The organism is Pseudoalteromonas sp. NCIMB 1079, from assembly GCF_040567695.1.
Classification (GTDB): Bacteria; Pseudomonadota; Gammaproteobacteria; order Enterobacterales; family Alteromonadaceae; genus Pseudoalteromonas; species Pseudoalteromonas distincta.
Map to the genome: position 1 here is coordinate 1131329 of NZ_JBEWZA010000001.1, position 21988 is coordinate 1153316.

A 21988-nucleotide genomic window follows, 5' to 3' on the forward strand; every position below is an offset into this window, starting at 1 on the left:
TTAATATAGTATCGAAAAGCTTAGGGGTAATATGATTGAAACTGTAAAACTCACTATCAGGCTTTCTAATTTTTTTAAAATGAGCTGGAAAAATAAAACTGTAAGCCTATTTTTATTAGCTTATATTGTTATTTTTTCAGCCTACTCCCTAACTAACTTTCCTCCCTTACAAGTTCAAAATAATGTTTACGGTTTTACAACTGATTTTATTAATTTAATTGTTCTTATTTTTTTATTTTGGATGGTTCAGTGCTCCAAACTTTCAAAGTTTGCATATACATTTTCGACTCTCGGATTAATGCTCTGGTCCATGGGTAATACAGCTGATTTAATCGATGAGATAGTGATACAGCCTTACTGGGTAAGTATTTATTTTGAAGATTTATGCAGAACCAGCGGCATGCTTTTAACTTCCTATGGTTTATTTAAAACAATGCGCTTTGTACAAAGTATTAATAATCGATTAGCGCGTGAGCTAATTATTGATGATTTAACCAAGGTACATAACAGACGTTATTTTTATCAGCACGCTAAAGATGCTCAGCACTCACCTTACGTTATTTTAATTGTAGATATAGACCACTTTAAAGCAATTAATGATGAATTTGGTCATGATGTTGGTGATGTAGTGCTTAAAGAACTAGCAACTAAATACGACAATGCTTTTACGCACCAAAACAAATTTGCTCGCCTCGGTGGTGAAGAATTTGGTGGCTACTTGCCTACAAATAATATGACGCAAGCGTGTGATTTTTCGCAGCAATTAATTGATCTTGCGCACACCATAAATATTCAAAACTCTCGTCACCTAACAGTAAGTATAGGTGTTGCAATGCAAACGCCTAATGAGCCTTTAGATAAAGTAATGAAGCGCGCTGATCAAGCTTTATATTTAGCTAAGAAGAGTGGCCGAGATCGTTTTGAAATTGCCCCGTAAGCGTTTTAATTATATAAAAACACGTCCTTATTGTTTGCACATTTACTACACTTTTTAACGTTTTCGTAAGGAAATGTCAGTGAGGGTAATGCTTTGTAAATCATGAAATTAAAATAGAATGTTTGGGTCATAATGGGGATATTAATAATAAGGAATAACCTTAATGACCAACTCCCTTTTAAAAGCTGCATTACCCTTAAGTCTAATTACTATTTTGTCGGGCTGTGGCTCTGGCGATAGCTCAAGCTCTACAGGTTACATCCAATTGTATAACGGCTCTTACAATAGCCCATACACACGTTTGTTTGTTGAAGAAACAGAGCGCTCAGGCGCTGATTTTGCTGATGTAACTACTCGCCATAACTACAGCACTGACACTTATGATGTAAGTTTTGAGTATCTAGATGCTAACGACAGCTATATAACAATTAGCGATCAAGAAATTTCTATTAAGGGTGACAAAACACAGTTAGTAGTAATGAGTGGTAACTTTGATGAGCCTACATTTACAGAGCTTAGCGTACCTATCTCAAGCGATACGGGTGAGTTTAACTTAGGGTTTTACAATATTGCAGGTGAGGATACTAACTACGATATTTACTTAGCAACTGATGATGGCGTATTTGAAAGCGCGACACTTTTTTCATCGGCTCAATATTTAAGTGAGTTAGATCTGCAAAGCGTTGATGAAGGTTATTACACTATTTACATAACAGAAGCGGGCAGCAGTGATGTTGTGTACGAGTCGTCATCTGTTTATTTATACGATGAAGCAAGTTATGTAGCAATGATCCGCCCAAGTTATGCAACAGAAGAGGGCGGTATTACGCTTGATGTAGTAACCGATAATAACTACGTTACTGAGCTTAAACATCAATCTGCCCTAGGGCAATTACGTTTTATAAATACCGTTGATGACTACTCGCCAGTAAGCTTTTCTGCTACACGAGGTACAACTGTAAATACAACAAATACAGTCGCTAGTGACTCTTATACCGATTATGTTGAACTTTCGCCTAATAGTTACAGCGTAGCGATGTACGACGAAGAAGGTACAAAACTAGCTGATAACTTTTTAATGACGCTAGAGCGCGAGCAAAGTGCGGTGGGTATTTTCTATAACGACGTTGATAACGGTTTACGTATGATGAGCGTTGAAGAAAATCTAACACCAAGCAGTTACAGCCATACGGTATCGGTTGTAAACCTAATTGAAAGCTACGCAGGGCAATCGGTTTCAGATGTAGATGTGTACTTTACACTTAACGGCGAAACGGTAGACGACACCAGTAACGTAGTCGATGGCCTAGATAAGTATGACCAAGAAGAGCAGGTTGTAGATAATGAAATTTACACGGTTTATGTTGTTTACGAAGACAACGGCCAGCAAATTGTGCTTATTCAACAAAGCGATATGGACTTTACACAAGAGGGTAACTACATATTGATTTTAGAGCATGATGAAACAACAAGCTCAGGTTATAAGATGACCCTAGAGCGCACTATTACCGATAGTGTTGAATAAACCTAAACATATAAAGTAGCATAAAGCCTAAGCACTTTAAGTGCTTAGGTTTTTTTATTGAACAAAATTTACCTACTCATTAATAATTAGGTACACTCAGGGCATAATAATTAATAAGAGTGTGCCATGGATGATTTAGTTGGGTTAGCCGTCATAGTAATACTGGTTGTAGTTGCCGGTGCTATTTGCGGCTTAATAGCGCTAGTGCAGTTAAATGGATTAAAACAAGAAGTTGCTGTTTTAAGGGCAAAAGTAACACACTTACAAACACATAAATCGATATCGCAAAGTGAACCTCAAAGTGGATTATCTACGGCTCAGGCAGCGCTTTCAAGATCAAAGCCAATTGCTCATAAAGCACAGCCAAACTTAACGTCCCAAAATGCGTCGCCACCTGTAATAAATCAGCCATCAGCGCCTCCTAAAAAAGCCAAACCAGCTGAAGCATCAGCCATAGAATTACTATTTAATAAATTGCGCGCAGGGTTTGAAGAGAACTGGATGACGTGGATAGGCGCAATAGCGCTTGCGTTTGGGGGCATATTTTTAGCTAAATACAGCCTAGAAGCGGGGTTACTATCGCCTGTAATGAGGTTGAGTTTAGGTGGCTTATTTGGGCTTGGCCTAATTGCAGCCGCAGCTTATTTACACCATAAACGCATTGTATTTGAAGGCTTTAATAATTATATACCCGCAGCGCTTGCAAGCGGCGGGTTTATTACCTGTTTTGCTTTAACGCTTTTAGCTTACAGTAGCTACGATATGCTTAGCCCTACCGTGGCATTTTTTGCGTTAGCTATTATAGCGATTAGTGCAAGTGCAATGGCGCTTAGGCTCGGCCCATTATTAGCAGTATTAGGTATTATTGGCGCTTATAGTGTACCAATATGGGTTAGTACTGGCAGTGGTAACTTGTTTGCATTATTTATGTATGTTGGCTTTGTAAGTTTGTCTGCTGCGTTAGTTGCACATAAAGTACAACGTATTTGGCTATGGTATTTACTATGGGCTGGGCACATTGGCTGGTATTTATTTGGTTTTACGCTACTTAAAGTTGATACCGTTTGGTTAATGGGAACGTTTGCTCTACTGAGTATTATTGGGTTAATTGCTATACCGCGCTTAGGTCTAAAACTGAATGTGATTGAACATCGCCCGCACAGTTTAAAACGCTTAATTAAAGCGCTTCCAGATCATGCATTACTACTCGCTTTTATAGCGCCCTTAATATTTACTATGTTGATCAGTCACTTTGATATGCAGTGGCAAGCAATCGGCGTGTTAAGTATTGTATTGGTGTTGTTTTTAGTCCTTAAAAATAGCCGTTGGGATATTTGGCAGGGCGTAGCGTTAGTTATTTCAACGCTATTAGTGTTAGGCGCTCAGCGCACGCATCTTTCGCCAAATCTATTTGATGACGCACTCTTTATATTCAAAAATGAATACGGTTTGGGTTTATTACTCGGATTGTTACTTACCGCTTTTGGGCTTTATTACGGTAAAAAACAGATTAAGCGTTTAGCGTTTCATATTACGGGGGCATTTAGTGCATTTGTAATGATAGCGACTTTATATACGCTTATTCCTAATTCTGCGTTAAGTACTGCATATCCACTTTGGGCCGTTGTATTGTTTATAGTGGCAGCTATTTTAATAAAGCTCGCGCAGCATAATACAACGCTATTTCAGCGTTTTACTTATTGGGTAGGCGCTAATGCCAATATTACGTTAGCAATTACCATGCTACTAAGTGACAGCGGCCTAACCATTGCTCTTGCTGTACAAGTATTACTTATAAGCGTACTTATTAAGCGCTATAAAGTGCCTATGCCGCATTGGCCTATAAAAGCCTTGGTTGCTGCGTTATTACTGCGCTTAACGCTTGCGCCTTGGACACCAAGCTACGATGCGTTAACGGTATTTGGCTTGCATTGGAGTATTGTGGTTTACCCGTTATGTATCGCGTTATTTTTTGCCGCAGCTAAGTGCTTTGACTCATCAAAACTTAAAATATGGCTCGAAGGTGCAGCTCTTCATTGTTTAGCGCTTTTTATTACTACCGAAACAAGTTATCAGTTAGTAGGGCATTATCCGCAATTTGATTCACTTAACTTTTACGAACAAATACTCCTTACCTGTAACTGGCTGGCATTAGGGTGTGTGTATTTACACAGAGCAAAACTTGCCGGTACTTTAGCTAAGTTATATAAAGTGGCGGGCTTTGTACTTGCAGGGTTAGCAGGGCTTTTTGCTATTAAAACACTGCTTGACGATAACCCATTATTTGAATCACTTTACATAGGTGAGCTGCCAATATTTAACTGGTTATTACTATTGTGGTTAGTACCTGCAGGATTAACGTTTTGGCTGGCCAAGCTTGTAAAACCAATAAATGCTAAAGCTACGCCATTTATATTGGCCGTTGCAGGTGGCTTTATATTATTGGCAATAAACAGCTTTATTCGTCAATACTGGCAAGGTCCTTACATATACTTATCAAAAGGGGCGAGCAATGCAGAGCTCTATAGCTACTCTGTTATTTGGTTAGTAATGGGGGCGGGTACTGTTATTTTTGGTCATTTAAAAAATCAATTATTAATACAAAAAGTAGGCCTAGGCATACTAGCTGCAGTTATTGTTAAAGTGTTTTTAATTGATATGGCTAACTTGGAGGGCTTACTTAAAGCGCTTTCGTTTATTGGATTAGGGCTTTCGTTGGTGGGGTTAAGTTGGTTGTTCCAAAAGATTAGAAGCCGAGTAAATCAAGTTTAACTTTATGAATACTTTATAAAGCAAAGCCCAGAAGATACTGGGCTTTTTGTTTTACGCTATTACTTGATAGCTTTTAACTAGAACACTTTTAACTAGAATACTTTTAACTAGATCACTTTTTACTAGCTTATTATGTACTGTGATTAAGCAGTGCCTTTAGTTTGCCCGGTTTAATTGGCTTACTTAAATAATGAATATTAGCGGCTTTGGTTTCCTGTTTAAGCTCGGTGTCGCGCACGGCGGTAATTAAAATAGCAGGGACTTGGCTTTGCCAAATTTCGCGCAGGGTTTTAATTAGCGTTATGCCATCGCAGTCATTGCCTAATTGGTAGTCCATTAAAATAACATCGGGTGCACCGTTTTGCTTAGCATGCGCCAGTACATTATCTACGTTATCAAAAAGGGTGTAATTAGCTTGCCACTTTTTAAGTAAGCTTGCCATTGCTGCTAAATTTTCAGGGTCGTCGTCTACGGCAACAATATTAATAGCTGCACGGTTTTCTATTAGGCTGTTTGTAGTACTTTTTTGTTGTACGAACAGCTTATCGCCATAAGGTACCTCAATGCTAAAGCGGCTACCTTTATTTGGCTCAGAATGCACATCAAGCGGCAAACTTAATAAGTCAGCCATACGTTTTACAACACCTAAGCCTAAGCCTACGCCTTTGTTATCGCCCGACTCCACACGGTAAAAGTCGTTAAATATTTTGGCTTGCTCTACTTCGCTAATACCGGGGCCTGTATCCCATACTTCTATTCGTAAATTGTGCTTTCGGTTCCTGCAGGCAATTAATACACGGCCATTGTCGGTGTATTTAACTGCATTAGAGACCAAGTTTTGAATAATTCGGCGCAAATAGGTTATATCGCTGTGCACAATTTGTTGGTTTGAACGCACACTAAGTTTAAGGCCTTTATCACTTGATAAAATAGCGTATTCACTTTGCAATGGCGCTAAAATATCTTCAATATAAAAGTGGCGAGGGGTAGGGGTCATAGCGCCTTGCTCAAGCTTAGCTATTTCAAGCAATGCCGACATTAAATGCACGGTTGAATCGAGACTGTCGCCTAGTTTTTCAAAGCTGTTTTGGTTAGTGCTGTCGAGCTGTTTTTCGTCAATAGCGGCAAGGTATAAACGTGCTGCATTTAACGGCTGTAAAATGTCGTGGCTCGCCAGTGCTAAAAAGCGCGTTTTACTGTCGTTGGCTTGCTCTGCTTCTCGTTTAGCTAAAGTAAGTGCTTGCTCAGTTTGTACACGGCTATCTATTTGAGCTTGTAAGTCTTTATTGATAGTTTGCACTTCTTGAGTACGTGCTTCTATGCGGTTTTCAAGATCCATGTTTACTTCTTCAAGCGCATTTTGCGTACTTATGTGGTTTGTAATATCTGAAAAGCTGGTAACAAATCCGCCATCGGGCAGCGGATTACCAATCATTTCGTATACTTGGCCATTACGACGGTGGCGAATAAAATGATGCGAGCTGCCATATTTTAAATGCTGTACACGTTTTTCTACTTGGCGTTCTATTTCACCGGGGCCACATTCACCACGGTTAGCGTTGTATCTAATAATGTCTTCTATGGGTTGGCCTACTTCTAAAAAGCCTTCAGGGTAGCCAAACATTTCATTGTAGCGTTTGTTCCATGCAACGAGTTTTAAATCTTTATCAACAACTGAAATACCGTGGCTTAAATTTTCGAGTGAGGTAAATAACAGGTTTTGATTAAATTGCAGCGCTTGTGTGGTTTCGTCAAAAAAGTTTACTACTTCTTCAAACGCCATACGTTTACCCGACGATACCGTATGTATTAACGCTTGTGCCGACGATGCACCAAGCACGCCCGTTAATGCGCGTTCGCAGTAAGCTATAAATTCAGGCTCTGGGTGTGCGTTGTTATCGCTTAAATGATGGGCGAGTGCGTAATGGGCCAACACTTGTTGGCTGCGCTGAATACCTAGAAAGGTTTGCAGTAGTATTTTAAAGTCGTAAACGGTGGCTTTTACGTCTTTATTTAAGCGCCTTGATAAAATAGCCTGATCTTTAGGGTTAATAAAAGCAGCGGCCTGAATTTTATCAATTAAGCGCTCCTCAGCCCCAAGTGAAAAACTAATATAACAACCAATATTGGCAAACAAAGCTATCAAGGTTCCACGCGTTATAAGCGTTTGTTGCAGCTCGCTATCAAGGGTTGTGCCGGCATCGAGTATTGGCAGCATTAAAAATAGTATCCAGCAAATAAAGCCTGCTACCAAACCCGCATACACCCCATAAGCATGACCTTTTCGCCAATATAAACCACCCACAATAGAGGGCAGCAATTGGGTAACAAGTGAAAACGCCACCAAGCCCATACTGGCCAGTGCGCTACTATGGCCAAACCATTGCTGATAGAAATAGGCCAAAATTAATATGCCTGCAATAGCAAAGCGCCTTACAAGTAATATGTGAGACTTATAACTGCTGGTAATTAAGTTACGTTTAAACTTTCTACGCAGCATTAACGGCAGTACCACATCGTTTGAGATCATCGTGCTTAATGTAAGCGTTGCTACCACTATCATTGCGGTGGCGGCCGATAGTCCACCTATAAATACAAAGGTGATTAAAAAGGCGTTGTCGTTAATTAGCGGTAGGGCAAGTACAAAGCTGTCGGGTGAATAGCCGCTGCCAATTTCAGGATGAATGGCCGCAGTCGCAATAGGTAAAATCATTGCGGCTGTTAGTAGTAAATACAGCGGAAAAGCCCAGCGAGCGGTAAGTAAGTGGCGTTTGTTTTGGTTGTCGACCACGGTTACATGAAACTGGCGAGGCAAACATATAATAGCCGCTGCAGCCATTAAAGACTGGCCAATAAAGTTAAAGCTAAAAAAGTTAAAATCGCTCCAGTGACCCCAAATAGACTCAGTTACTTTGTTCGTGGTGGCTTCGGGTAAATTAAAAATTGTAAATACTGCAAGCCCCGCAACGGCAATAAGAGCAATAAGTTTGATCATAGATTCAAATGCAACAGCGAGCATTAAGCCAGAGCGATATTCAGTTACATCAACTTTGCGAGTACCAAAAAATATAGCAAATAAAGCCATAATTAGTGTGGCAGAAAGCGCGAGCATATCGCCGGATATTTTATTACTGTTTTGCAAAAGTAAAAAGCTTGTACTAAGCGCTTTTAATTGCAGTGCAATGTAGGGAATGGTTGCCAGTAATGCGATTACAGTAACCATTATTGCTGTAGTTTGACGTTTGCCGTAACGAGCTGAAATAAAGTCAGCAATAGTCGTTATATTTTGTTTTTTACTTACCAGTACCAGCTTACGTAAAAATCCTTGGCCGAATAAAAACAGCAACGCAGGGCCTAATAATATTGGCAAGTAATTCCAACTGCTGGTGGCGGCTGTTCCTACCGAACCGTAATAAGTCCAAGAGGTACAGTAAATCCCGAGTGAGAGTGAATACACAAATGGGTGATGGCTAATACGCTTTGCTAAAGGGGTTGTTTTATCGCCCCAATTGGCAAGCCAAAACAGCACACCTATATAACTTAAAGCAACAATAATGAGTACGGCAGTCATGTTGTTATTAAACCTTATTATTTTAAATAATCCCTCATCCCTATGAGGGATTAACACAATACCAGAACTGAGGTTAAGTGTGAGGGTTGAATTTAAAATAAAACTTTTATTTTATTTATATCTTACTGAATATTAACAGTAAAAATAAAACACCCTTGAGCATTAGACTAATGTCGCATTAATGACCAACTTATCAATTTAATCATAAAGCCAGCTTACAAAAACAGCCTAAGTAATTGAAATAATATAAAAATATATAAAACACGCTTGAATGATAAATACAGTTTACGTAAACGTTAATAAGCTGTTACGACTATGGTCTCAATTCAATATGTAACCAGCGTTGCTAAATTGGTAAGCGAAGATAAAAAACCACTCATCGCGATATTGCGGTGCTTAAAGGGGAAAACAAAAATGGCTTTTAAAGATGAAGAACAAGCAAAAGCTTATTGGGCAGAAAACATTTCGCTGTTATTTAAACTGTTAGCAGTGTGGTTTGTCGTGTCTTTTGGCTTTGGCATATTACTGGTTGATGTACTTAATGAAGTACGTTTTTTTGGGTTTAAACTTGGCTTCTGGTTCGCCCAGCAAGGCGCGATTTATACCTTTGTTGCTTTGATTTTTGTGTACGTTTTCAAAATGAATACGTTAGATAAAAAATACGGCGTAGACGAATAGGAGCTCAGCAATGGATGTTCAAACACTCACGTTTTTAATTGTTGGTTTAAGCTTTGCGCTTTATATCGGCATAGCAATATGGGCCCGAGCGGGTTCAACCAAAGAGTTTTATGTAGCGGGCGGCGGCGTACCTCCTCTTGCTAATGGTATGGCAACAGCTGCCGATTGGATGAGCGCCGCGTCGTTTATTTCAATGGCGGGTATTATTTCGTTTGCAGGTTACGATGGCAGTGTTTACTTAATGGGGTGGACAGGTGGTTATGTACTATTAGCCATGTGTTTAGCGCCTTACTTACGTAAATTCGGCAAGTTTACTGTGCCAGACTTTATTGGCGACCGTTACTATTCACGTACCGCGCGTTTAGTTGCTATTTTTTGTGCCATATTCATTTGTTTCACTTATATAGCAGGGCAAATGCGTGGCGTAGGCGTGGTATTTTCACGATTTTTAGAAGTAGAAATTGAAACCGGTGTTTACATTGGTATGGTGATTGTATTCTTTTATGCGGTACTTGGCGGCATGAAAGGCATTACCTACACACAAGTAGCGCAGTATTGTGTACTTGTATTTGCCTACCTTGTACCAGCCATTTTTATCTCGATGATGATGACGGGTCACTTCTTCCCACAAACCGGTTTTGGTGCCACACTAATTGGCAGCGACGGCGTGTACGTACTTGATAAATTAGATGGCTTAAGCGCTGAACTTGGTTTTGCGCAATATACCGAAGGCTCTAAGAGCATGATTGACGTATTTGCTATTACTGGTGCGTTAATGGTAGGTACTGCTGGTTTACCACATGTAATTGTACGCTTTTTCACTGTACCTCGCGTAAAAGACACACGTATTTCTGCTGCATGGACTCTTGTGTTCATCGCGATTGTTTATACTACAGCACCTGCGGTTGCAGCCTTTGCTCGCGTAAACATGGTTGATACTATTAATGGTAAAGACGGTAGCGGTACAGCTTACGCAGAAGCACCAGGATGGATTAAAAACTGGGAACGCACAGGTTTAATTACATTTGATGATAAAAACGGCGATGGCAAAATGTTCTACACGGCGGGTAAAATCACCGATCCGAACAGTGCTAACGAAGTAAATGTAGACCGCGACATTATGGTATTAGCAAATCCAGAAATTGCTAATTTACCAGCATGGGTAATCGCACTTGTAGCTGCCGGTGGTATTGCCGCTGCACTGTCTACAACAGCAGGTTTACTACTGGTTATTTCGACCTCCGTTTCGCACGATTTACTCAAGCGAACCCTCAAGCCCGATATTACCGACAAGCAAGAGTTACTTGCAGCGAGGTTGGCAGCCATGGTCGCTATTGTTATCTCCGCATACTTTGGTATTAACCCGCCTGGATTTGTGGCATCGGTAGTGGCATTTGCATTCGGCTTGGCGGCAGCGAGTTTCTTCCCAGCAATTATTATGGGTATATTCTCTAAAACAATGAACCGAGAGGGCGCAATTGCAGGCATGGTAACGGGTATTGGCTTTACCGCTGCGTATATCATCTTCTTCAAGTTTGTAAGCCCTGAGCTTAATAATCCTGAACATTGGTTTTTAGGTATTTCGCCTGAAGGTATTGGCTTAATTGGTATGATTATTAACTTTGCAGTTGCTGCAGTTGTTCTTAAATTTACTCAAGCTACACCTATTGAAATTCAAGAAATGGTAGAAGGTATTCGTAACCCTAAAGGGTCAGCTGAAGCGCACGATCACTAGGCAACATTTATAGATATAGTAAAAAAATATAAAGCACCCAAAGCCCGACTTTAGTCGGGCTTTTTATTTGTTTAATAAATAAGTACATTAGATTGGTACATCACCATTTAAAGAGCGAATACAATGAGTGTAGAACAACAAGAAATAGCCCAATACGTTTGTTTGCAAGCGCCTTTTACTATGCTTGATAGCAGCGCATGCGAATACTTTGTAAATCATCTTGATATTATTTACCTTACCCGCGAAAACCAAACTCAGTGGTTACAAAGTGAAAACCCTAAACTATTTTTAATTCGCTCTGGTTTGTACGACCTCGTTGATGGCAAGGGCGATGTTGTTACGCGCTTAGCGCAAGGTGACTATTTTGGTTTTCCGTCGCTATTAACCGGTGAGGCAATTCAAAATAGGTTAGAAGTACAAAAAGAGGGGATAGTGTATATGCTCTCTCAAACGCACTTTGATTTTTTACGCAGAGAATATAAATCGTTTGAGCAATACTTTGTACGCGCTCATGCTAACCGGTTGTTGTCATCGCATTATAAAAGTAAAAACGATAGCTGGTCTGAACGTAAAATATCAGAGCTGATGACGCGCACAGCAATTACGCTTACGCCCGATGCAAGTATTAGGCAAAGCGCTAAAAAAATGAAAGAGCATGGCGTATCGTCAATAATGATAACGCAGCACGCGCACTTAGTAGGGGTTGTGACCGACCGCGATTTACGCAACCGAGTACTTGCCGACGAGGTAGATCCACAAGACGCAGTAAGCAGTATTATGACCGCAAAACCTAAGTTTATATTTGAAAATAACCGGGTGTTTTCGGCGCTGCACTTAATGCTTAAATACAATATTCACCATTTGCCCGTGCTTGACGAAAACCATAACCCGATAGGGATGATAACCAGCACCGATTTACTGCGCCAACAAAAAAGTGACCCCGTACAGCTTATTGGGCGCATATATAAAGCGCACACTGTTACTGATTTAAAACGCTACGCTAAAGAAATTCCCGAACTTTTGCGTAGTTTTTCGTACAACATTGACGACATATCGCTAATTGGTAAATTACTCAGTGGTTTAACCGATGCGCTTACATCGCGCCTGATTCACTTATTTCAAGAAGAGCATGGCACAGCGCCAACCAGCTTTAGTTTTATTTGCTTTGGCTCGCAAGCACGCGAAGAACAAACCCTGCATTCAGATCAAGATAACGGCTTATTACTCCCTAACGACTTAACCACCGAGCAACACGCTTACTTTAAAAGTATGGGCGAGTTTGTATGCGAGAATTTAGTTGAGTGCGGCATTAGGCGTTGCCCAGGTAATATTATGGCAAGCAGTGATGAGTGCCGTATGAGCGTAAACGACTGGAGCGAGCGCTTTTTTAAATGGATAAAAAGCCCCACACCCAATGCAATGCTTAACTGTAAGATATTTTTTGACCTGCGATTTATTGAAGGTTCAAACGCTTTATACACGGCTTTTTGCGAGCAACTAATTCGTATATCGCGTAACGACTTATTCTATGCCGCAATGGCAACCGACATAAGCAGCAACAGCGTGCCAATTGGTTTATTTAATAAATTTAAAACAGAAAAAACAGATCAAAATAATAAATACATAGATTTAAAAAAACGCGGTGTCGTAATTATAAATGACATAGTGCGGTTATACGCTTTAAAAGCGGGTATTAGGCGCGCCAACACGCAAGAGCGGTTGGACGCACTACTAAAACATAAACTGATCAGCAAAGAAGATATATACAACCTAAAAGACTGCTGGCGGTTCTTAACGCAGCAGCGCTTGAGTACACAAATAAACGAAGAGGGCTTACCGAGTAATTGTATTAATCCTAATAAATTAAACTCACTAGAGCGCCATCAACTAAAAGAAGCGTTTTATCTTGTTAAACAAGCGCAGCAAGCCGCTGCGTTTAAGTTTGCTCGCGGCAGTTTATAATGATGGATTACTAACATGGTAAAAAAGCTGCTCACTCGGTATTTAAAGCGCCGTAAATTACTAGGCAAAAATGCCTTACAACAACGTTATTTGGTGATTGATTTAGAGCTAACTGGCCTTGATGCAAAACAGCACGAAATTGTATCGGTAGCGTGGGTGGTAATAGATAACCAATGTATAAAAATGAGCGAGTCGCAGCACCTTATAAATAAAGACGTAAAAAGCCTTGAGCAAAGTCCTGTTTTTCATGGGATTAGCGATGATGCTATAGCAAAGGGGCTAAGCCTAAACAGTATATTAATGCAATTAAGTAACCATTTTAGCGACTGTATTTTAGTGTTTCATAATGCCATGCTCGACTGGGGGTTTTTAAAAATAGCGCTTAAAAATGCCAATATAACTATACGGCCTAAACTGATACTCGACACACTGCATATTGAGCAAAAGCGCTTACTCCATCATTCAACTGAAATAAAACAAGATGATTTAACCCTTAATGCTTGCCGCACACGTTATGAGTTACCAAGCTATCATTGCCATCATGCACTGACCGATGCACAAGCCACTGCCGAGTTACTGCTAGCCCAGTGTCATCAAATAAGCCGTGGCAAAGAGTTAAAAGTAGGCGAGTTGATGTAGGTTGGCTGAAGGCGGGGCTTTATGCCGCGCGAGATAAACTCCCGCCTACAATAAAGAGCAGTTTACTTTTATTGTTATCCGTATAACTATAGGTACAGTTACGTAATCATTATCTAACTAATCACTTCAAGGACGATCATGAAACTCATCACTGCCATTTTCTTAACCTTATTCCCACTCATCACTTTTGCTAATTCAGGCTTACCTACAAGCCGTCAAATTTCGGTTCAAGGGACTGCAGAGGTGCTTGCCGTTCCTGATATAGCTAAAATACTATTTCAAATTATAAGTATTAAAAACGAACCTTTAGCAGCTAAGAACGATCTTGATAATAAAGTTAATTTACTAATTGACGGACTAAGTCAATTTGAAATAACTGCCGATGATGTAGTCGCCTCAAGTGTTAAAGTTGAAAAAACGGGTATGGATTACATTGAAACAGGGCATCAGGCTCCCGCTGAATACGCAGCTATAAGGATTTTTGAAGTAACACTAAAAAATATTGAAAGAGTGAATGATTTAAGTGATTTTTTATTGAATTTAAAAGTAAATGCGATTCAAAGTACTGAGTTTTTATCTTCAAAAGCTGAGCTGTTACAAGCACAAGCTACACAACAAGCACTTAATAACGCAAAAGAAAAAGCAAATATGCTTGCTAACTCCTTTGATACAAAAGTGGGTGAAGTACGCACTATTAGCTCAACTCAAAAAAGTGTTTACAGTGGTTTTGGTGCAGCGGTTAAAAAAATAGATAGAGTAAATCCAATAAGCGATTCTTTTCCTAAAGCTCGCAAAAATTATCTACAACAAACGGTAAGCTTTAAATCATCAATAAACGTGGTGTTTGATTTAGAAGTAAATGATTAAGTTAAAATTTTCATTTCAAATACATTTTCATAATGTAAGCTGGCTTTAAGTTTTTGATTAATTTGAAGGTAGCGATACTATGAGCGATGAAAGCAACACATTAAAAGCACAAACCGAGGCAAAAGTAGCCGCTGGGCGAAAAGGTAATCCTGATTTTATGAAAGGTGTTGATGAAAGTATTGCTCAAGCAAAATCCTTTCAAGAGGGTGCAAATGCACTTAATTTAGCTCAAAGTGCCCCACGCTTTGAGCTGCCGAATCAAAAAGGTGAGCAAGTTTTATTAGAAGAACTACTTGCACACGGACCTGTGGTTATTACTTTTTATCGTGGAAGTTGGTGTCCGTACTGTAATTTACAACTGAAAGCACTGCAGTCACGTTTACCTGAAATTCATGCTTTAGGTGCGCAGCTGGTAGCTATTAGCCCGCAAGTACCCGATGGCTCAATGAGCGAAAGCGATATAAGTAACATGGATTTTTTAGTGCTGAGTGATCAAAATGCCGATGTAGCAGCAAGCTACGGCGTAGCATGGCAAGTGCCCACATTTTTACTCGAGCATATGCGAGTAGACCGAGGCCTAGATTTAGAGTCGGTTAACAATGGCAATAGTAGTGTTTTACCGATCCCTGCCACCTTTGTTTTAGATAAACAAGGTAAAGTGACTTGGCGTTATGTTGATGTTGATTATCGTACTCGTTCTGAGCCAGAAGATATAATTAACGCTTTGAAAAATTTAGTATAAAAAACTTAATTTTAAAAGTCAGACCCCTTGAAGAGCTTGCAATGCCTAAGCTCTTCAACGTTAATTTAAAGTTTCTAATGCTTCCCTCTTATAATCAGATGCAAGGTCGATTACAATACAGACATCTAAAAGGCGTATTGCCTTTATCTGCACGCTAAAAGAGTGGATTTTATATTTCATGGCAATCAAACTTGCAATTAATGGTTTTGGTCGTATTGGTCGAAATATTGTCCGCGCGTTATACGAGTCTGGTTTGAGCGACGATATAAAAATTGTTGCGATTAACGAACTTGCTGATCCTGAAGCTATTGCTCATTTATTAAAATACGACACATCCCACGGTCGTTTTTCTTTTCCTGTAAAACTTGGTGAAGACACCATTAGTGTTGCAGGCGATACCATTGCACTTTTTTGTGAAGAAAACCCAATTGAATTACCTTGGCAAACGCTCGATGTAGACGTTGTACTTGAATGTACGGGTGTTTACCACTCGCGTGAACATGCGCAGTTACATATTACCGCAGGTGCTAAAAAGGTGTTGTTTTCGCATCCGGCTGATAACGATGTTGATGCAACGATTGTGTATGGCATTAACGACGATGAGCTTAAAAACGAGCACACAATTGTGTCTAACGGCTCGTGCACAACTAACTGTGTTGTGCCAGTTATTAAAGTATTAGATGATGCATTTGGTATTGAGTCGGGCGCTATTACAACTATTCATGCGTCGATGAACGATCAACAAGTGATTGATGGTTATCATCATGATTTACGCCGTACTCGTGCTGCAAGCCAATCAATTATTCCAGTTGATACAAAGCTCGCCCGTGGTATAGACCGTATTTTACCTAAATTTAAAGGCCGTTTTGAAGCCATCGCCGTACGTGTACCTACTATAAATGTAACGGCAATGGATTTAAGTGTAACGGTTAATACCGATGTAGATTTAAATGCAGTAAATAATGCACTTAAAGCACAAGCAAAAGACCGCTTAGAAGGTATTTTAAGTTATACCGAAGAGCCGCTTGTATCGGTTGATTTTAATCACGACCCACATTCTTGTATTATTGATGGCACACAAACACGTGTTAGTCACAAACGACTGATAAAGTTATTAGTATGGTGTGATAACGAATGGGGTTTTGCTAATCGTATGCTCGACACAGCGCGTGCTATGATGGCAGTGAATAAGTAATTTATTAATATAATAATTTTAAACGTATTTTTCAGGTTCAGTATCGTTAACTAAGGAGATGTTCATGTCGGTCATAAAAATGGCAGATTTAGATTTAAACGGCAAACGCGTATTAATTCGTGAAGATTTAAATGTACCAGTTAAAGCAGGTAAAGTGACGTCAGATGCGCGTATTCGTGCAGCACTACCTACTATTAAACTAGCCCTTGAAAAAGGCGCTAAAGTAATGGTTATGTCACACCTTGGCCGTCCTACGGAAGGGGAATACGATGAAGCGTTTTCGCTTACACCTGTAGCTAATTACTTAAACGATGCCCTAGAGCAAACTGTACGTTTAGAAAAAGATTATCTAAACGGTGTTGATATTGCTGATAACGAAGTGGTTGTTTTTGAAAATGTGCGCTTTAACAAAGGCGAGAAGAAAAACGACGAAGCGTTATCTAAGCAACTAGCTGCACTGTGTGATGTATATGTAATGGATGCATTTGGTACGGCTCACCGTGCACAAGCATCTACCCATGGCGTTGGCTTATTTGCCGATGTTGCATGTGCAGGTCCGCTGTTATCGGCTGAGCTCGAAGCGTTAGGCAAAGCACTTGATAATCCAGCTCGTCCATTAGTGGCGATTGTTGGTGGTTCTAAAGTATCTACTAAGCTCACCGTTTTAGATTCACTTTCTAAAATTGTTGACCAATTAGTTACCGGCGGCGGTATTGCAAATACCTTTATTGCTGCATCAGGTAGCCCTGTTGGTAAATCGCTTTACGAACCTGATTTAATGGAAGAAGCGAACCGTTTATGTGCAGCAGCGATTGCTAATAATGGTGAAATTCCGGTACCGACTGACGTAGTAGTTGGTAATGAGTTTTCTGAATCTGCTGTAGCTACGCTTAAAGATGTAAGCGAAGTAACAAGCAATGATATGATTTTTGATATTGGCCCTGATACAGCGAGCAAGCTTGCAAAAATTATTGCAAATGCAGGCACTGTTGTATGGAATGGCCCAGTTGGCGTGTTCGAGTTTGACCAGTTTGGTAATGGTACTCGTGCTATTGCACAAGCAATTGCTAACTCAAATGCGTTTTCAATCGCCGGTGGTGGTGATACCTTAGCCGCAATCGATAAATACGGCATTGCCGATAAAGTATCTTATATTTCTACTGGTGGTGGTGCGTTCTTAGAGTTTTTAGAAGGCAAAAAACTTCCAGCAGTTGAAATGCTAGAGTCGCGCGCTAAGTAATTTTAGTGGCGTAAGGTGAGGGGGTAATAGCCCTCACCGACAATTAATTACTAAATACCTCTCACCCTAATTTAGTCGTTAATTTAGACGGAATATTACTGCAAAGCAGTGGTTTTTCGTGGCGTTGTTATAACGCCAAACTAACACATCCGTTCAAACTAGATGGTAGGGAACTACTGTCGATAAATTGGAGAATACCCAATGGCTTTAATCAGTATGCGACAACTTTTAGATCATGCAGCAGAGCATGGTTACGGCGTACCTGCTTTTAATGTTAACAATCAAGAGCAAATGCGCGCAATAATGGAAGCGGCTGACAAAACAAACAGCCCAGTAATCGTTCAGGGATCAGCTGGTGCACGTGCTTATGCTGGTGCTCCATTTATTCGTCATATGATTTTAGCAGCCGTTGAAGAATGGCCACATATCCCAGTTGTAATGCATCAAGATCACGGCACATCGCCAGGTGTGTGTCAGCGTTCAATTCAGCTTGGTTTTTCATCAGTAATGATGGATGGCTCGTTAATGAGCGACGGAAAAACCCCTTCAAGCTACGAATACAATGTAGAAGTAACGCGCGAAACTGTTGCGATGGCGCATGCCTGTGGCGTATCGGTTGAAGGCGAGCTAGGTGTACTTGGTTCACTTGAAACAGGTGAAGCTGGCGAAGAAGATGGCGTTGGCGCAGAAGGGTTATTAACAACTGATCAAATGCTAACAGACCCTGAAGAAGCGGCTGATTTTGTAAATAAAACACACGTTGATGCACTTGCAATTGCTTGTGGTACTTCACACGGTGCTTATAAATTTACTCGCCCACCAACAGATGACATTTTAGCGATTGATCGCATTAAAGCGATTCATGCCCGTATTCCTAACACGCACTTAGTGATGCATGGCTCATCTTCAGTTCCTCAAGAATGGTTAGAAATTATTAATCAGTACGGTGGCGAAATTCCAGAAACTTATGGTGTGCCAGTTGAGCAGATTGTTGAAGGCATTAAGTTTGGTGTTCGCAAGGTAAATATTGATACCGATTTACGTTTAGCATCTACCGGTGCAATTCGCCGTCATATGGCGCTTAACCCATCTAACTTTGATCCACGTAAATACCTAGCTGAAGCTACAAAAGCAATGACAGAGATTTGCGTTGCACGCTATAACTCGTTTGGTACTTCTGGTCAGGCTAGTAAAATTAAGCCAATTTCACTTGATGAAATGCACCTTAAATACTTAAGCGGCGAACTAGACCCTAAGATTAGATAATAGATCAATTTATAATTGCTTATTTAAGCCAGTAACTTTGTTGCTGGCTTTTTTAATGTCAGCCCTTTTTATATTACAGATTACGGTTTTTTGATCAGATCACTGCATTACCAACGCGGAATTTTGGGATCACGCATTTACTAACACAGCCTTTTTCGGATCATTACTTTACTAAGCCAAATACACTTTAATGCTATATATGGGTTCTGAGATAATTTGATCGTTATTTATTTGTATAAACAATCAACAACTTATGGCTTTGACTAGGTACAACTCTGATCTGAGGGTTGATCGGCTTGGTAAAAATCTGATCCTTTATTTGGAGCTTAGTAAAATTTAGATCTATTTTTGAGCGTATTGTTTGTTACACAGGCGGGTTTGTTGATTTTAAAAGGGCTTTAAAGCTACTTTTTAAACGATCGATCTGTAAAAATGTCTTGGTTAGTAAAATAATGATCCCAGCTAGTTTAATATTGTTTAGTGGTTTAAATAGCGATACAAAAAAGATAATTTTAAAAAGTTAGCTATTACATAAATTTATCGTAAATCTCTTTTTATTACGTTAAATATTAAGAAGGCTTTAAAAATATGACGTTAATGAGGTTTTTTGTCACTAATTTGTGTTTTTTTTACCACCATTTTAATTTACACGTTACACTTTCATAAAAATGTCATACTTAGTCATAATAATGAAAACTAATTCGATAGCGTAAGAGATAAATTGGAATGTCACGTAAAGTACTAGTCGTAGATGACGAAGCTCCTATCAGGGAGATGTTGGTTTTTGTTTTAGAGCAAAATGGATTTCAAGCAATTGAAGCAGAAGATTACGACTCTGCTATTGCAGCTATGGTTGAACCTTACCCAGATATGGTTTTACTTGATTGGATGTTACCAGGTGGAAGCGGTATTCAAATTGCTAAAAAGTTTAAGCAAAACGAACACACCCGCCAAATCCCAATTATTATGCTTACAGCTCGCGGCGAAGAAGAAGACAAAGTACGCGGCCTTGAAGTAGGTGCAGATGATTACGTCACCAAGCCGTTTTCTCCTAAAGAGCTTATGGCACGTATTAAAGCGGTTATTCGCCGTGTATCGCCAACCTCATTAGAAGAAGCTATTGAAGTACATGGCCTGCGTTTAGACCCTATTTCTCATCGTGTTACCTCAGAAGGTAACGAGCTTGATATGGGGCCAACCGAATTTAGATTACTGCACTTTTTTATGACTCACCCAGAGCGTGTTTATAGCCGTGAACAACTGCTTGATCATGTGTGGGGAACTAACGTTTACGTAGAAGATCGCACTGTTGATGTTCACATTCGTCGCCTGCGTAAAGCAATTGGCCCACTTGGACATGACCGTTTGGTGCAAACAGTACGTGGCGCTGGGTATCGTTTTTCAAGTAAGCTGTGATCAGCTTAAAGCTTAGCTAATGTGTAAAATACGCATGTATTACTACTCTAAGGTAAAGTGAGTGTATGTATCGAGTTGTTAATAAGCAGGCGTTAGTAAAGCGCCTGTTTATCTATTTTTTACCCTTACTATTAATTGGTGTGCTGGTTGGCGCGCCATTTTTGCTTTTATTTTTAGGATCTTTTTCCCTCCTTATTTGGCACTACCATCAACTTTATCGTTTGAGCGATTGGCTACTTAATCAACGCAGCTTTAATCCGCCAGAGGGTGAGGGTGCATGGGAGCAAGTGTTCGAAGGTATTTATCATCTCCAGCATCGTAATCGTAAAAAACGTAATGAGCTTGCAGATTTAATTCGTCGCTTTCGCGATGGGGCTGAAGCGGTACCTGATGCGGTTGTGGTACTGCAAAACGATTTAAGTATTGTGTGGTGTAATCAATTAGCCCTTAAAGTGCTCGGTTTGCAGTGGCCTACGGATCATGGTCAGCGCCTTGATAATTTAATTCGCGAACCGAAGTTTGCTAAATACATGCACAAAGGCGAATTTGATGACGCGCTTGAGCTGGATAACGGTCATAGTATTGAGCAGGTGCTTGAGTTTAGGGTAATGCCGTATGCAAGCACGCAACTTATGGTTGTGGTACGTGATGTAACGCGCTTAAAACAGCTAGAACAAATGCGTAAAGACTTTGTAGCCAATGTGTCGCATGAACTACGTACACCGCTTACCGTGGTTACAGGGTATCTTGAGATGATGGATGGCGACATGATGCCGCCGCCAGCAATGTGGAACAAAGCGCAAAATACTATGCTTGAACAATGTAAGCGCATGGATAGTTTAGTCAGCCAATTATTATCGCTTTCGCGTATTGAAGGTGCACGGCGCCAAGATAACGATAAAGCTATAAATGTGCCGCAATTACTTGGTTATATTCACACTGAAGCAAACTCAATTAATCAAGACAAAGGCCACGAACTTATTTTTGATATTGATAAAACCCTTGATATTAAAGGCTCTGAGGATGAACTGCGTAGTGCGTTTTCTAATTTAGTATTCAACGCGATTCATTACACAAAACCAGGCGGTAAAGTAGAAGTATGCTGGCAGCGCAAAAACAATAAAGCGTGTTTTAGTGTTACCGATAATGGTGATGGTATTGCGCCTGAGCATATTAACCGATTAACTGAGCGTTTTTATCGTGTTGATAAAGCTCGCAGTAGAACAACAGGTGGCTCAGGCTTAGGGCTCGCTATAACAAAACATGTGTTAACTCGCCATGATAGTAAATTAAATATTAGCAGTGAAGTTAACAAAGGATCGTGTTTTTCTTTTGAATTTTCAATAGATAAGATAGTTTCGCTGACTAAATAATTAAGCTAATAGGTCAAGTCATAAAAGTGTCATTTAAGAGTAATGTAACTGTCATGTACTCACTTTAGAG

15 protein-coding genes are annotated in these 21988 nt (G+C 40.0%); 14 read left to right on the forward strand and 1 reads right to left on the reverse strand.

Features of this window, described 5'->3' with window-relative positions:
• Positions 1–31: 31 nt before the first annotated feature.
• From ABX891_RS05285 to ABX891_RS05295, 3 genes are all read left to right on the forward strand, one after another.
• Positions 32–937 (forward strand): GGDEF domain-containing protein, encoded by a 906-nt coding sequence (locus tag ABX891_RS05285; protein ID WP_354629039.1) that lies wholly within the window; start codon positions 32–34, stop codon positions 935–937.
• A gap of 163 nt (positions 938–1100) precedes the next feature.
• Positions 1101–2462 carry a hypothetical protein gene (locus ABX891_RS05290; RefSeq protein ID WP_354629040.1) on the forward strand — a complete coding sequence of 454 codons (1362 nt, stop codon included), beginning with the start codon at positions 1101–1103 and terminating at the stop codon, positions 2460–2462.
• A 126-nt stretch (positions 2463–2588) separates the two neighbouring features.
• Complete coding sequence (locus tag ABX891_RS05295; protein ID WP_354629041.1) at positions 2589–5234, forward strand: DUF2339 domain-containing protein; 2646 nt, start codon at positions 2589–2591, stop codon at positions 5232–5234.
• Positions 5235–5364: 130 nt separating this feature from the next.
• Here the strand turns inward: ABX891_RS05295 and ABX891_RS05300 are convergent, their stop codons facing one another.
• Positions 5365–8805: a PAS domain-containing hybrid sensor histidine kinase/response regulator gene (locus ABX891_RS05300; RefSeq protein ID WP_354629042.1), complete on the reverse strand. Its 3441-nt coding sequence runs from the start codon at positions 8803–8805 to the stop codon at positions 5365–5367.
• 414 nt (positions 8806–9219) lie between these two features.
• Here ABX891_RS05300 and ABX891_RS05305 point away from each other — a divergent pair, with 414 nt between their 5' ends.
• The 11 genes from ABX891_RS05305 to phoR all read left to right on the forward strand — a co-directional run bounded on the left by ABX891_RS05305 (position 9220) and on the right by phoR (position 21918).
• Positions 9220–9483, forward strand: a complete 264-nt coding sequence (locus ABX891_RS05305; protein WP_002961535.1) for a DUF4212 domain-containing protein — start codon at positions 9220–9222, stop codon at positions 9481–9483.
• 10 nt (positions 9484–9493) lie between these two features.
• The gene (locus ABX891_RS05310; RefSeq protein ID WP_354629043.1) at positions 9494–11218 is read left to right on the forward strand and encodes a sodium:solute symporter family protein; all 1725 of its coding nucleotides are present in this window, start codon (positions 9494–9496) and stop codon (positions 11216–11218) included.
• Between the two features lie 123 nt (positions 11219–11341).
• Complete coding sequence (locus ABX891_RS05315; RefSeq protein WP_354629044.1) at positions 11342–13180, forward strand: DUF294 nucleotidyltransferase-like domain-containing protein; 1839 nt, start codon at positions 11342–11344, stop codon at positions 13178–13180.
• Between the two features lie 15 nt (positions 13181–13195).
• Positions 13196–13819 carry a 3'-5' exonuclease gene (locus ABX891_RS05320; protein ID WP_354629045.1) on the forward strand — a complete coding sequence of 208 codons (624 nt, stop codon included), beginning with the start codon at positions 13196–13198 and terminating at the stop codon, positions 13817–13819.
• 138 nt (positions 13820–13957) lie between these two features.
• Positions 13958–14686 (forward strand): SIMPL domain-containing protein, encoded by a 729-nt coding sequence (locus ABX891_RS05325; RefSeq protein WP_182748897.1) that lies wholly within the window; start codon positions 13958–13960, stop codon positions 14684–14686.
• Positions 14687–14765: 79 nt separating this feature from the next.
• Positions 14766–15428, forward strand: coding sequence for a peroxiredoxin-like family protein (locus ABX891_RS05330; protein ID WP_182711872.1), 663 nt, complete (start codon positions 14766–14768; stop codon positions 15426–15428).
• Positions 15429–15606: 178 nt separating this feature from the next.
• Positions 15607–16623 carry an erythrose-4-phosphate dehydrogenase gene (epd, locus tag ABX891_RS05335; RefSeq protein ID WP_007587176.1) on the forward strand — a complete coding sequence of 339 codons (1017 nt, stop codon included), beginning with the start codon at positions 15607–15609 and terminating at the stop codon, positions 16621–16623.
• A 64-nt stretch (positions 16624–16687) separates the two neighbouring features.
• Positions 16688–17863, forward strand: coding sequence for a phosphoglycerate kinase (locus ABX891_RS05340; RefSeq protein WP_354629046.1), 1176 nt, complete (start codon positions 16688–16690; stop codon positions 17861–17863).
• Positions 17864–18064: 201 nt separating this feature from the next.
• Positions 18065–19129, forward strand: coding sequence for a class II fructose-bisphosphate aldolase (gene fba / locus ABX891_RS05345; RefSeq protein ID WP_002961523.1), 1065 nt, complete (start codon positions 18065–18067; stop codon positions 19127–19129).
• Between the two features lie 726 nt (positions 19130–19855).
• A complete protein-coding gene (gene phoB / locus ABX891_RS05350) occupies positions 19856–20545 on the forward strand; it encodes a phosphate regulon transcriptional regulator PhoB (protein ID WP_006791869.1) in 690 nt (229 codons plus the stop codon).
• Between the two features lie 65 nt (positions 20546–20610).
• Positions 20611–21918 (forward strand): phosphate regulon sensor histidine kinase PhoR, encoded by a 1308-nt coding sequence (gene phoR, locus ABX891_RS05355; RefSeq protein WP_354629047.1) that lies wholly within the window; start codon positions 20611–20613, stop codon positions 21916–21918.
• Positions 21919–21988: the final 70 nt, after the last annotated feature.

Bases quoted from the DNA above. Each gene is read 5' to 3' on its own strand.
- ABX891_RS05285 (WP_354629039.1), top strand. From the start codon at position 32: ATGATTGAAACTGTAAAACTCACTATCAGGCTTTCTAATTTTTTTAAA.
- ABX891_RS05290 (WP_354629040.1), top strand. From the start codon at position 1,101: ATGACCAACTCCCTTTTAAAAGCTGCATTACCCTTAAGTCTAATTACT.
- ABX891_RS05295 (WP_354629041.1), top strand. From the start codon at position 2,589: ATGGATGATTTAGTTGGGTTAGCCGTCATAGTAATACTGGTTGTAGTT.
- ABX891_RS05300 (WP_354629042.1), bottom strand. From the start codon at position 8,805: ATGACTGCCGTACTCATTATTGTTGCTTTAAGTTATATAGGTGTGCTG.
- ABX891_RS05305 (WP_002961535.1), top strand. From the start codon at position 9,220: ATGGCTTTTAAAGATGAAGAACAAGCAAAAGCTTATTGGGCAGAAAAC.
- ABX891_RS05310 (WP_354629043.1), top strand. From the start codon at position 9,494: ATGGATGTTCAAACACTCACGTTTTTAATTGTTGGTTTAAGCTTTGCG.
- ABX891_RS05315 (WP_354629044.1), top strand. From the start codon at position 11,342: ATGAGTGTAGAACAACAAGAAATAGCCCAATACGTTTGTTTGCAAGCG.
- ABX891_RS05320 (WP_354629045.1), top strand. From the start codon at position 13,196: ATGGTAAAAAAGCTGCTCACTCGGTATTTAAAGCGCCGTAAATTACTA.
- ABX891_RS05325 (WP_182748897.1), top strand. From the start codon at position 13,958: ATGAAACTCATCACTGCCATTTTCTTAACCTTATTCCCACTCATCACT.
- ABX891_RS05330 (WP_182711872.1), top strand. From the start codon at position 14,766: ATGAGCGATGAAAGCAACACATTAAAAGCACAAACCGAGGCAAAAGTA.
- epd (WP_007587176.1), top strand. From the start codon at position 15,607: ATGGCAATCAAACTTGCAATTAATGGTTTTGGTCGTATTGGTCGAAAT.
- ABX891_RS05340 (WP_354629046.1), top strand. From the start codon at position 16,688: ATGTCGGTCATAAAAATGGCAGATTTAGATTTAAACGGCAAACGCGTA.
- fba (WP_002961523.1), top strand. From the start codon at position 18,065: ATGGCTTTAATCAGTATGCGACAACTTTTAGATCATGCAGCAGAGCAT.
- phoB (WP_006791869.1), top strand. From the start codon at position 19,856: ATGTCACGTAAAGTACTAGTCGTAGATGACGAAGCTCCTATCAGGGAG.
- phoR (WP_354629047.1), top strand. From the start codon at position 20,611: ATGTATCGAGTTGTTAATAAGCAGGCGTTAGTAAAGCGCCTGTTTATC.